The sequence below is a fragment of the Gorillibacterium timonense genome (genome assembly GCF_001457415.1).
Lineage (GTDB): Bacteria > Bacillota > Bacilli > Paenibacillales > NBRC-103111 > Gorillibacterium > Gorillibacterium timonense.
Genome location: NZ_LN881723.1, coordinates 427,658 through 439,905, shown reverse-complemented (window position 1 = coordinate 439,905; position 12,248 = coordinate 427,658). Strand labels below are relative to the sequence as shown.

Genomic DNA, 12,248 nt, shown 5'->3' with positions numbered 1-12,248 from the left:
ACTAAGCGATTCAGAGCTGTCGGGCCGGGTCAATACCCGTTCCTGTTCCTGCTCACGTACAAGGCCAGGCTCTGCAAGCTCCTGTTACAACTGATTAGGCTTTGGCAATCTTGATCAGCCGGCTTTGGAAGACCCCTTGAAACGCAACCGGAAGTCCTTGGCTCATCAGGCTGCGTCCGCTCATCGGCCGGTCGTATCCATCCAGCTTGTAAAGCTGATCCGGCTGCAAGCCTTGCAGATAGACCGGAGGGATCGGATCGGCATTCGATTGGTGAACGGAGAAGACGAACAGCACGGCCTCGTTTTGATCCGGCGAGACGTATTGCACGGCCGTCAGGTTGCCCTCGCGCGGCGAGAGGAGACGGTATTGCAGCCCCTCCTGGATGAGGTGGCGGATCGTCTTGTACTCTGCGATGTGGCGGGAGGCTTCAGCCAGCTTCTCCTCGCTCCAGTGATGGAGGTTGCCGCCGATCCCGAGCGACCCCATCATGGCACAGTGGAAACGGTAAGACAGCGGCAACCAGCTGTCCGCATTGTCCGTTACCCAGGCCATCATCGTCTTAGGTGCATAGCCGTGCGCGTACCCTTCCTGGATCTTGAGCCGTTCGAGCGCGTTGGTGTTGTCGCTCGGCCAGGTTTGATCCGTACGCTTGAGGATGCCCATGTCAACCCGACCGCCGCCGCTGGAGCAGCTTTCAAAAATGACGGTGGGGTGAGCGGCTTTCAGCCGATCCACGATTTCATAGAGGCCGCGCACGTATTCCACCCAGATTTCCCGCTGCCGGTCGATCGGCAGCTCGGGCCAGCCGGGCTCGCTGATCGGGCGATTCATATCCCATTTAATGAATTCGATCTCGTGATCGCCGAGCAGACGGTTCATGAAGTCGAAGATATACTCCCGAACATCCCGACGAGCCAAGTTCAGCATCAGCTGATTGCGTGCTTCCGAACGGGCGCGATTCGGGAAATGAATGACCCAGTCCGGGTGTTCCCGATACAGATCGCTGTCCGGGTTGACCATTTCAGGTTCGACCCAGATGCCGAAGTCCATGCCGAGAGCATGCACGTGGTCGATCAACGGTTTCAGTCCGTTCGGGAACTTCACCGGGTTGACGTACCAGTCGCCGAGTCCGCTGGCGTCATTCTTGCGTTGGCCGAACCAGCCATCGTCTACAACGAACAGCTCGACACCCATCGCGGCAGCTTTTTCCGCAATACGGCCCTGATCGTTCTCGTTCACATCGAAGAAGGTGGCTTCCCAGGAATTGTAGAGAACCTTGCGCAGGCTGCCTGCATGCTCGCGCGGAAGAATGTGGTCCAGCTGATACCGGTGCAAGTGTCGGCTGCCGCCGCCAAAGCCTTCCGTGGTAAAGCCTCCGATGAACGGAGGAGTTTCCAGCTGTTCGCCCGGCGCGAGCTTGAAGCCGAAGTCAAAGTCGTTCATGCCCCCGGTAACGCGCACTTCGTAGAAGGGGGTCACCTCCGCCGTGATCTTCCAGCTTCCGCTCCAGGCAAGGGCGCCAAACCAGACATTACCAGCCGCTTCCGTGGCGTTGCCGCGATCGAGGGCGAACCAGGGATTGTTGTGGTTACTCGTGTTGGAGCGGCGGCTTTCGATCGTCTTTTTGCCCTCGGTGAGTGAGGTTTGGCGAAGCTGCATCTCTTGAAAATACTTGCCGGCCAGATGGGTGAAGCGGTACGAATGGTTGCCGGGAACGCTCCACTGAGCGGATTGGGCGCTCTCGATGGTAATGGCGGAGTCGCCGGTGTTACGGACAACAGCCCAGCGTTCAATGAGATCAAGCTCTTCGACTACACGGTAATGAAGGTCAACGGAAAGCCCGTAATGGACGTCCTTTAACTCGATGCAGAGCTCGGGCAAACGGCCTTCCTGAATCGAATGGCCGGCAACCTCCAGAACGACGTCGCGAACTCCATCCGAAAAGGTTGCTTTCAGACAGGGCTCGGCATAGAAGATGCCTCCCCATCCGGGATATTCCGGATTGAGGATATCCAGCACGGACTCCTGAGAGTTCACTTCAAGCACAGGCGGGCAGCTATAATCGGATGCGAACGGCAGGCGTTCTCCCCAATACAGATGAACAAGCATGTTATTCTCGGCCTTAGCCATCGCATATGAGGTGCGAGCCGTTTCGATAATCCAAATGCGTTCATTGGACAGGTATTGAATGGACATGGGACTTGCCTCCTTTGAATGCCTTCATTATACCCCGTCGAAGGCGGGTAAAGACATGTCCTGATATCGGATGGGCATGGTATAATGTCTGTATTCGGAAAGGAGCCGAGAAACGTTGGTCGAACGCTTGGATATTCCCCTTGCAAGCCGTTTGGGTACAAACAGCGAGCTGATCTACTATTACAGCGGGTATGACAGCTGTCGACCGGAGCACAGCTGGGGACCCGGTCTACGCGATCATTATGTCATTCATTATATCCTGGAGGGCAAAGGGAGCTTCACCCTGGAGGAGAACACATACGAGCTTACAAAAGGGCAGGGCTTCGTGCTGTTCCCGGAGACGCTTGCCTACTATGAGGCCGATGCCCAAAAACCATGGCATTATGTCTGGATTGGCTTCAGCGGACTAAAGGCTGGCGAGTTTCTGCAGCGGGCAGGGCTCGATCCCAGCCATCCGGTGTTTGATTATCCGGAATCGCTGATCTCGAACGAGCGGCTGAATCATTTCATGGAGGCGTTCGTTCCTCAGCCCAATGACGATCTGAAATGGACCGGCCTCCTGTACAACTTGATCTGGAGCATGATCGAAACCGGCTCAAAGGGACAGGCACCCACACCGGAGCAGAGCGCGGCGGACGAATACGTCCGAAGAGCGGTGGAGTTCATTCACAAAAATTACTCGCGGAAGATAACGGTAACGGATATCGCCCGGTACGCGGGGGTGGACCGCAAGCATCTTCATGCGGTCTTCAAACGCAAAATGCTGCTGTCTCCGCAGCAGTTCCTCATCCGGTATCGGATGGAGATCGCCACGGAGATGCTGCGCCTTCCCCGGCTTCAAGTAGGCGATATCGCCCGTTCGGTCGGGTACGAGGATCCTTTTTTGTTCTCCAAGATGTTCCGCAAGGTGATGGGAGAAGCCCCGGCCAAGCTGCGGCAAAAACGGCTGCGAACCGAATCTCCGGAATGAGACTGGAGCTGCCCGAACGGCTGGTGAGTTTCAAGCGATAGCCTTGATTAAGCCATCAGAATCAACACATCGTAAGGAGCCAGCTTGTATTCTCCGTGGATGGTGCTGCCGCTGAGAAGATCCACCTTTGGAGTGAGAACGGTGATTGCAGCGGGTTCATCCCCGAAGTTCAGTACGAAGGCATAGGTGCCGCTATTCCCGGACCGGAGCGTCAGTTCGACAGCAGCCGGCAGCCGGAGCCATTCCTCAGTCGGAGATTCAGCATGAAGGCGGTCCAGTAGATGTCCGGCCGATTCCGGATTGAAGACGGCGCCGAAGTACCACACCTCGCCTAATCCAACCCGACGACGGGTTACAGCAGGTTTTCCTGCGTAGTAGTCGCTTGCATAAACCGCTTCTACCGTTACTTCATCGGCTTCCACTTGCAGAATTTCGTTAAATTCATCCGCTCGGGTCAGGATCGCGGCTACGTCTTCCGCTTGACCTTCTGCGAGACTCGGCTTTGATGCTCCATTCGCGTCAGGAACCGTCGGATGCCAGCGCATGTCTACCGGCTTGCGAGTACCCTTAATCCGGGTGAAATCGTCTACGCTAATCCCGGTCAGAGATGCGGCCGTTCCCGGAAAAGGCAGCATGTAGCAGTGGCCGCGTTCGTCCTTGTAGCCGGTGCGGCAGCCGAAGATGAGTGTCCCGCCGGCACGGACATACTCTTCGAGCAGCGCTGCCGTCTCCTCGCGAAGAATGGCCGGATGCGGGTAGATCAGAATCTTATAGGCGAGCAGGTCAGCTAGCTCGTTGGATTCCCGAAGGTAGAGGATATCATTCGGAATGTGGCGGCGCTGCATCGCCTTGAACCAGGCTTTGCCACTCTGCCAGCTGAAGGGGCCGTGCCAGACGTCGTATTCGCCGTCCCATTCGTTATCATAATCGCGTACAAGCGCGATGGACGCCTGATTGCGCGTACCTGCGATGAAGTCCCCGATTCGGGCAAGCTCTCCGCCGATCTGTCCGGCTTCGCGAACCCTTCGGTTCGGCTTGTTGTGATAATCGTTGATGCCGTGCCAATAAATTTCGTTGCCGACCGTGGCAGTCCGCCAGCGGAAATAGAGAACCATATCGGCCCCGTGAGCGATGGATTGATAAGTCCATAACCGCATTTGTCCGGGTCTTGGCGACGGCATGTCCATCCGGTTGACCCAGCCGCCCGGTCCGGATTGCTGCTCCATGACACCGAAATTCGACGAGATGGAACGCACCGCTGTCAAGGTCAGGCTCCAATTGCGGTCGTAGAGAGGGGCTTCTTCCTTTTCGTCATAGAAGATCGAAGAGAATTGCGGATAGGAGTCATAGCTGAAAAAGTCCAGCAGTTCATCGGTTAGCCGATGGCTGTCCAGATGCCCGAACAATCCATTCGTGGTGATCCAATGGTGGGGGCATATCTCGCGGATGATATCCGCCTGACGCTTGGCAAAGGCAATGGTGCTGTCGGAGATAAATCGCTTTTCATCCAGGGCGAGATGGGGATTGGGCTGCTTCGGGCTGGCGGTGGGCCGGCTCAAATGGACCTGCGACCAGTCGGAATAGGTCTGACTCCAAAAGACGGTTCCCCATGCCTCATTAAGTCGGTCCAGCGTTTCGTATTTCTTTTGCAGCCAGAGACGGAATGCTTGATGATCGGACTCCGAATAAAAGACGGCCATCTCGCAGTTTAGCTCATTATCGAGCTGCCAGCCTGCGAGTGCCGGATGATCCTTGTAATGCTCGGCGAGCTTCAGGGTGATCCTGGCGCACAACTCCAGAAAGATCGGACTCGTGTGATTGGTATGCTGCCGCATGCCATGCTGGAGAGTGACCCCCTCAAGCGTGACGTTCAACGACTCGGGATAGGTTTGCGTCAACCATGCGGGCGGAGTTGCTGTCGGTGTTCCGAGAATGACTTGAAGGCCGTGGCGGTGAGCGGAATCGAGAGCGCGGTCGAAGAGACTGAAGTCAAAAACGCCTTCTTCCGGCTCGAAGATCGCCCATGCGAATTCCGCCATGCGAACGATGGAGAATCCCAATTCCTTCATACGGGAAAAGTCGTCATCCCACATGGATTCCGGCCAGTGTTCGGGATAATAGCACACACCGAGGCGGAAGGGAGGAAGCGCTTGCAGGTTTGTCATGGTCATGCCTCCTTGGATCGCAAGATTGAATCGAGTGCATTCCTGATCATTGTAACGAATTTGTCCCGAAATTTCCGCAAATTCAAAAAAAGATCACGAGTAGAGTCATCGCTTCATGCTATAATGATAATGATAATCAATATCATTTGAATTGATGAAACAGCTCATGATTTCCTTCCTGTTTTCATCCAACAGAGATCCGACATCCTTTGATTCAATTTCAGATAGGAGCGCGCTGTATGTCCCCCAAATCCCCCAAACCTCAATGGCAATCCCCTTTTGATCCGAGCGAACTGACGATCCAGCTTCACGATGCGGAATTGAAACGGGTGGGCCGCGATGAACAGGACCTCTATACCCAACAGCTGCTGATCCACCCGACCATTCTCGTCCTGTTAGAAGGCGCATGCCACTTGCGGAGGGCTAACCGGGTCAGCCCGATGAAGCCGGATACCGTCTACGTCTGCAAGCCGGGAAGCACGATTTCGCTCAGCGCGGAGCAAGAACCGGCGTCTGTCGCCATCCTGCGCATCGCCATGTACAAAGCTTCACCCGAGGCCAACGGGCATTTGAAGCCGTTAACCGCTGGGGAGCCTTTTCCGCTGCCGGAGGAAGCCTCGCTGGTGACGCCTGGCAAACCGTCGGACCGCTGCCGCACGATCTGCAGCTTGAGCGGCTGCAATGATCCGCTGCTTCGCTGTCGGGCACAGATTGAAACCATGGAGCTATTGCTGGACGTGGCTGCCGGACATGGCAAAAGCCGCCATGCGGCTCCGGATGCGATTGAATGCGTCCGGCAGTATATCGATGAGCATGTCGATGAGCCGCTGACCACGGAGAAGCTGTCCGAAATGGCGGGATTCAGCACCAAGCGGTTTACCGAGCTGTTCAAGAAGCGATTCGGCGTCAGCGCACATGATTACATGACCCGTTCCCGCCTGAACCGAGCTGTGCGGCTCATGCTCCGCCCGGGGAGGAGACTTAAGGATGTCGCGCATGCCGTCGGATACGAAGACGAGTTTTACTTCAGTCGACTTTTTAAGAAGGAATACGGAATTTCTCCCTCTCAATACATAGCGGAGCGGAAGCACAGGGTGTCCGCCTATGCCTGCGCTTCAGGGCTTGGTTATTTGCTGGCGCTCGACATCATCCCTCAAGCAGCGCCGATTCATCCCAAATGGACAGGGTACTATCTGGAACGTTACGGGTCCGATATTCCTCATCATTTGGATTACGGAAGGGCGGAATCTCCCGACGATGCCAGCTTCGCTCATTTAGCGGATTCTCAACCCCGCCTCATCGTCTGTCCAGCGGAGACTTCCTGCTGGGAACGGGAAAAGCTGGAAGCGGTCGCTCCCATTGCCCTCCTGCCGAAGGAAGAGCCCGACAGCTGGAAGACCGGACTGCGCAGGCTAGCCGAACGGCTTGAGCTTCAACCGAAGGCTGACCGATGGATTCGGCAATTTGAAGAGAGAACGTTGCTCGCCAGCAGGCGAATCCAAGCTGCCGGGGGTGGAATCGCGCCTTCAGTGCTGTTCGCGCGCATGACGAACGAGGGCTTGTTCAGCTTGGGCTCTGCGGGCACTCTGGATTATGTGTACCGTTCGCTCGGATTGAGAAGGCCAGCGGTTGCTCCATCCGACAGCGACCCGTCTGCCCGTGTTTGGATGAAGCAGTTGACGGCCGCAGATGTCGACTTCATCCTGATTCTGGTTCGGCAGGATTCCTCGACTCTTGAGCAATGGAGGAAGCTGAGGCAAACCGCTGAGTGGCAGGCCATTCCCGCCGTTCGGCGCAATCGGGTCCGGCTGATCTCATCCAGCCCGTGGCGGGAGTATTCGCCCGTTGCCCTAGACCGCATTCGTGAAAATCTGGTCGAGCTGCTCGGGCGGCCGGTCATTGCCGAATCCGTGGACACGAGACCGGCTGTGGAGGCTTGGCGGTGCTGAGTCTGGATCGGAGATGATCGTCGAGCTGGAGGTGAATCTGGAAAGGTGATGGCGTCCAAATTGTCCATGCCTTTCGGATGATTTGTCTATGGAAGAAAGGCGGCGGATTCCCTATGCTTATCACTGATAATGATTCTCAGTATAAAAAAGAAAGGGAGTCCGGAGAGAAATGAAAAAGAGTCTCATCAGCGTCGTTCTCGTCCTCATGCTGGCGGTTATGGCCGGCTGCGGTGAAAAATCAAAAGAGGGGGCTTCTGCAAGCCCATCCCCATCTGCGGCAGGAGCGGCATCGACTGAACCATCCGCAGCCGCAGCTTCGCCGACCGCAGCCCCCGCAGAAGCGGGCACGAAGACGATCAAATATCTGGATGCCGAATATGTCGTCCCCGTTACAGCCCAGCGCATTGTCATCACGGGAGCGCTCGAAGCGATGGAGGATTCCATTCTCCTCGACATCCACCCGGTCGGCATGATCTCCTTCACAGGCAAATTCCCGGCGCTCTTTGCTCCGATTGCCGATCAAGCGGAAGGCATCGGCGAGAAGACGGAACCGAATTTCGAGAAGATCCTGTCGCTCAAGCCGGATGTGATTCTGGCCACGACCAAATTCGATGCAGCGGTGATCGAGAAGCTGAAGCAAATTGCCGTGACCATTCCTTACTCGCATGTGGCGACGAACTGGGAAGCGAATTTGGCCTTGCTCGGAGAGCTAAGCGGCAAATCGGAGGACGCGAAGAAGCTCACCGAACAGTTCAAAGCGGATCTCCAAACCGCCAAAGGCAAGGTGGAGAGCTCCCTCGCGGATAAAAAGGTCGTGGTCGTGCGAATTCGCCAAGGTGAAATCTGCATTTATGGCCCTGCGCTGTACTTCAATCCCATTTTGTACAGCGATCTCGGTCTGACACCGCCTGCCGAAATTGCCGCGGCTAAGACGCAGGAGACGCTGTCGATCGAGAAGCTGGCCGAAATGAATCCCGATGTGCTGTATGTCCAGTTCTCCGAGGATGAAAACGCGAATGCAACGGACGCCTTGGACAAGCTCAAGGCCAACCCGATCTTCAAGAGCGTGAATGCGGTGAAGAACAATCAAATGTTCGTCAACGTTGTTGATCCTCTCGCCCAAGGCGGAACGGCGTACAGCAAGACACAGTTCCTGAAAGCCTTCCTTGAGCATGTGCAGAACTAACCAAGAACGGATGTCCTTGATATGCGTATGACGAACCGATTGCCGGTGGTCCTCCTTGCGATGGCCCCGGTAATCGCTCTACTCTTGGCCGTAATGTCGGTCTTATACGGCGCGAAATCCATTCAGGCTTCAGACGTCTGGCAAGCGATCGCCCATTTCGATCCGGGCAATGTGGACCACCAGGTCATTCGCCATTCACGGCTGCCGCGCGCTCTCGGAGCGCTATTGCTCGGGGCTTGCCTCGCCGTGTCCGGTGCGGTGATGCAGGGCATCACCCGCAACGACCTCGCTTCGCCTTCTCTGCTCGGAGTCCTGGACGGCTCCGTATTTGCGGTGACGGTGTGCATGGTGTATTTTCCGCATATCAGCGGGCTTGGCTTGATCGGAGCTTCCCTCATCGGCTCGGCTCTCGGGACGCTGCTCGTATTCGGGCTGCTCTGGCTGATCCCGGGAAGCGGCAGCCCGGTCACATTGGCGATTCTCGGCACCCTCACAGGGATGTTCCTGAACGGGGTAGCGGATGCGCTCTCGCTCTATTACCACATCCCGCAAAAAATCAGCTATTGGTATAACTCGCGTCTGTACCAGATGGACCCGGAGCTGATCCGACTCGCTCTGCCTTTTGCCGTGATGGGACTCATCCTGGTGCTCTTTCTGTCCAAACGGATCTCCATCCTGTCTCTGGGAGAAGAACAGGCGCTCGGACTCGGGGTGCGCGTAGGGCCGGTGAAAGTTCTGGCGATGCTTGGCGTAACGCTTCTGTCAGGCATTACGGTTGCTCTCGCCGGGAAAATCGCGTTTATCGGCTTGATTGTGCCTCACATCGCTCGCAAGCTTACCGGCAGTGATTACCGCTGGATCATACCGATATCGGCTGTGCTCGGCGGCTTGTTCCTAGCCTTTTGCGACATTCTGGCCCGTTTCGTGAACGCGCCCTTCGAGACTCCGATCGGTGTCGTGACGGCGCTCTTTGGCGTGCCGTTCTTCCTGTATCTCATCCGCAGGAAGGGAGGGAGCGGCAATGGGTAACGCTCGCAAACGGGTGTGGCCCGCCTTTGTCGGGGCTGTGGCCTTGTCAGCGCTTCTCCTTTATTTGGGGATGACGAACGGCGAATTCCAATTGTCCGTTCAAGATGTGATTCGAACCCTGCTGCGCATGGGGGATAATCCCGATTTTGAACTGGTTGTCTTCCAGTTCCGTCTACCGCGCATTCTGCTAGGCGCGATCGTCGGCTTTGCGCTCGGAACCGCCGGAGCAGCCGTACAAACCCTCACGCGCAATGCGCTTGCCGATCCGGGTATCCTCGGGATCAATTCTGGTGCGGGCATGTTCGTCGTCCTGTTCATGTTTCTTCTGCAGGGCGAGATCAACGTGACCGGAACCGCCGGGATTCTTCTGATGCCGCTGTTCGGCATCGTTGGAGGTCTGCTGTCCGTAACGCTGATCTTTTTGCTTGCTCAACAAAGGGGCACGTTCAATCCCCAACGCCTCATTCTGGTAGGAATCGCCGTCACCTCAGGCTTCGGAGCCGTTACTCTCTACGCTTCGCTCAAGATGAATCCGCAAGATTTTGAACGGGCAACGAGGTGGTTGTCGGGCAATCTGAATTCGGCCAATTGGGTGTATGTCAAGGCTACCCTCCCTTGGGTACTGATCCTCACTCCGATTCTATGGATGAAGTCGAGGCTGCTCGACCTGATGAGGCTGAATGATGAGAGCTTGATCAGCCTCGGCGTTCCGCTCTCTCGCGCCCGCAATCAGCTCCTGTTCCTCAGCGTCGGTTTGGTGGCTTCGAGCGTCGCCGTCGCGGGAAGCATCAGCTTCGTCGGCTTGATTGCCCCTCATCTGGCCTACCGGCTTGCCGGTTCGGCTCATAAGCGGGCGCTTCCCTTAAGCGGACTGCTGGGAATGGGCTTGGTGCTGGCAGGCGATTTTATCGGACGAACCGCCTTTTCACCGGCGCAGCTGCCTGTCGGCATTGTGATTTCGATCATCGGAGCGCCTTACTTTGTCCTTTTGCTGATCAAACAACGTACGCCGCACAGCCGGTAGCTGGTGCGGATGAAAGGAGGCGGTTGGAATGATGGCATCCGTCGATCGACTGGTATGCAACGGACGAAAGCTGACGGTGTTTTTGCCGCCGTCCTATGCATGGTCCAAGAGAGATTACCCCGTCGTTTATGTCCAGGACGGGGGCAAGCTGATGGAGAGCTGTTATCGTTATATGGAGAGGTTCTTTCGCGAGGAAAAGGTGAATGAGCTGATCGTAGTCGGCATCCACACCGAGGATCGCATGAGCGAGTACACGCCTTGGCCTGCAGAGGCTCTTGTGGAAGGACGACCACATTTTGGCGGACAAGGCCGGTCCTATCTCGATGAAATTGCGGATACCGTCAAGCCCTGGATCGATTCCCAGTACCGCACCCGGCCCGAGCGGGCTCATACCGGGTTGATCGGTGGCTCTCTCGGCGGATTGGCGGCGCTCTTCGGCGCATACTGGAGGCCTGAGGTCTTTGGCAAAATCGGCCTGTTGTCGGCCTCGCTCTGGTACGAAGGAGTACTGGAGCACATCCGGGCCGAGGAAGCGCCGAATTCCGATTTGCGCCTATACGTTTCCGTCGGTAACCGGGAGGGCTTGGACAAGCCGAACGCTCAGCGCCATATGGTGACCCATACCTTGGCCATGTGCCGGGAGTGGACAACGAAGGGCTTCCCGACCGGACGCATGAAGCTTGCGATCGAGGACGGCGGGACGCATGACTTCCTGTTCATGGCCAAGCATTTTCCCGAAGCGCTTGCCTGGCTGTATCCCTATGTGGACCGCTATGCGGCCAAGCAAGGAGGGAACGCTGGAGGAGCGGAAGAGTGGAAGGAAGCCGAAGAGCAGAGAGTAGCAGAAGAGCAGAGAGTAGCAGAAGAGCGAAGGAAAGTCGAGGAGCCACAGCCGCTTCCTTCGAACCGCTATTCGGTTCCAGGAACCGATCAGTTCGAGATGCGCTCCGGAATCACGGGCCTGCTCTACCGCATCTTCGTGCACATCCCGGTGAAGCCGGCGCCGGATGCCGGATATCCGGTGTTGTATGCGGTGGACGGCAACGCCTACTTCGCTTCGCTGGCAGAGGCCATGCGGCTGCAAACCCGCCACCCCCGCGGGCTGCCTTCGGGGTTGATCGTCGGAATCGGTTATCCCTCCGACGAACCTTTCGTGTCGGACCGTCGCTTCTATGACCTGACGATTCCTGCGAAGCAGGAAGGGCTCCGTCCGGATGAAACGGTCTGGCCGGTGAACGGCGGGGCCGACGCGTTCCTTGATTTCATCGAAAAAGAGCTCATGCCGGAGATCGGCCGCAGATACAGGGCGGATGCCGGACAACAGGCCTTATTCGGCCACTCGCTTGGCGGCTTCTTCACTCTCTACACCTTGATCACCCGGACGAAGCTGTTTCAGTCCTACATTGCCGGAAGTCCATCGTTCTGGTGGAAGGAGCGGGCGCTGTTCGACCTGCTTCCCATGCTTACAAAGCGGCTGGATCTTGGTGAAACCGGCATCCGGCTCATGATCGGAATCGGAACGGAAGAGAAGGATTCGATGATTGCGGATGCCAAGGAATTCTATACCCGCCTGGAGCCGTATCAGAACAAGGAAGGCACCCGACTCCTCTACCGCAGCTTCGAGGGCGAAGGGCATGTTTCGGTGCTGCATCCCTTGATCAGCCCGATGCTGCGTTTTCTTCTCGCTGAAGATGGAGCGGAGCTATGCATTTGATAGATCACGAACGA

At 56.7% G+C, this 12,248-nt stretch carries 8 protein-coding genes; 6 read left to right on the top strand and 2 right to left on the bottom strand.

The genetic code is table 11. The features are described from left to right. Positions 1-94: 94 nt before the first annotated feature. Positions 95-2,197, bottom strand: coding sequence for an alpha-galactosidase (locus tag BN2684_RS09820; protein ID WP_058301994.1), 2,103 nt, complete (start codon positions 2,195-2,197; stop codon positions 95-97). A 115-nt stretch (positions 2,198-2,312) separates the two neighbouring features. On the opposite strand from BN2684_RS09820, the gene BN2684_RS09815 reads away from it, so the two are divergent. After that, the gene (locus tag BN2684_RS09815; RefSeq protein WP_082651862.1) at positions 2,313-3,167 is read left to right on the top strand and encodes an AraC family transcriptional regulator; all 855 of its coding nucleotides are present in this window, start codon (positions 2,313-2,315) and stop codon (positions 3,165-3,167) included. 47 nt (positions 3,168-3,214) lie between these two features. On the opposite strand, the gene BN2684_RS09810 is transcribed toward BN2684_RS09815, so the two are convergent. Next, positions 3,215-5,332, bottom strand: a complete 2,118-nt coding sequence (locus BN2684_RS09810) for a beta-galactosidase (RefSeq protein WP_058301993.1) — start codon at positions 5,330-5,332, stop codon at positions 3,215-3,217. Between the two features lie 239 nt (positions 5,333-5,571). Between BN2684_RS09810 and BN2684_RS09805 the strand changes: the two genes are divergently transcribed. The 5 genes from BN2684_RS09805 (at position 5,572) to BN2684_RS09785 (ending at position 12,234) form a co-directional block, all read left to right on the top strand. Next, positions 5,572-7,281 (top strand): helix-turn-helix domain-containing protein, encoded by a 1,710-nt coding sequence (locus tag BN2684_RS09805; RefSeq protein ID WP_058301992.1) that lies wholly within the window; start codon positions 5,572-5,574, stop codon positions 7,279-7,281. Between the two features lie 169 nt (positions 7,282-7,450). Further along, complete coding sequence (locus tag BN2684_RS09800) at positions 7,451-8,467, top strand: ABC transporter substrate-binding protein (protein WP_058301991.1); 1,017 nt, start codon at positions 7,451-7,453, stop codon at positions 8,465-8,467. A gap of 21 nt (positions 8,468-8,488) precedes the next feature. Then, on the top strand, positions 8,489-9,496 hold the full coding sequence (locus tag BN2684_RS09795) for a FecCD family ABC transporter permease (RefSeq protein ID WP_058301990.1): 1,008 nt from the start codon (positions 8,489-8,491) through the stop codon (positions 9,494-9,496). Then, positions 9,489-10,520, top strand: coding sequence for a FecCD family ABC transporter permease (locus tag BN2684_RS09790; protein ID WP_058301989.1), 1,032 nt, complete (start codon positions 9,489-9,491; stop codon positions 10,518-10,520). Before BN2684_RS09795 ends, BN2684_RS09790 begins: the two co-directional genes overlap by 8 nt. Positions 10,521-10,548: 28 nt before the next feature. Continuing rightward, positions 10,549-12,234 (top strand): alpha/beta hydrolase, encoded by a 1,686-nt coding sequence (locus tag BN2684_RS09785; protein ID WP_234340208.1) that lies wholly within the window; start codon positions 10,549-10,551, stop codon positions 12,232-12,234. Positions 12,235-12,248 lie beyond the last annotated feature (14 nt).

What these genes read in the sequence shown, in the direction of transcription:
- BN2684_RS09800 (WP_058301991.1), top strand. Translation starts at nt 7,451, where the DNA reads ATGAAAAAGAGTCTCATCAGCGTCGTTCTCGTCCTCATGCTGGCGGTT.
- BN2684_RS09795 (WP_058301990.1), top strand. Translation starts at nt 8,489, where the DNA reads ATGCGTATGACGAACCGATTGCCGGTGGTCCTCCTTGCGATGGCCCCG.
- BN2684_RS09805 (WP_058301992.1), top strand. Translation starts at nt 5,572, where the DNA reads ATGTCCCCCAAATCCCCCAAACCTCAATGGCAATCCCCTTTTGATCCG.
- BN2684_RS09785 (WP_234340208.1), top strand. Translation starts at nt 10,549, where the DNA reads ATGATGGCATCCGTCGATCGACTGGTATGCAACGGACGAAAGCTGACG.
- BN2684_RS09810 (WP_058301993.1), bottom strand. Translation starts at nt 5,332, where the DNA reads ATGACAAACCTGCAAGCGCTTCCTCCCTTCCGCCTCGGTGTGTGCTAT.
- BN2684_RS09820 (WP_058301994.1), bottom strand. Translation starts at nt 2,197, where the DNA reads ATGTCCATTCAATACCTGTCCAATGAACGCATTTGGATTATCGAAACG.
- BN2684_RS09790 (WP_058301989.1), top strand. Translation starts at nt 9,489, where the DNA reads ATGGGTAACGCTCGCAAACGGGTGTGGCCCGCCTTTGTCGGGGCTGTG.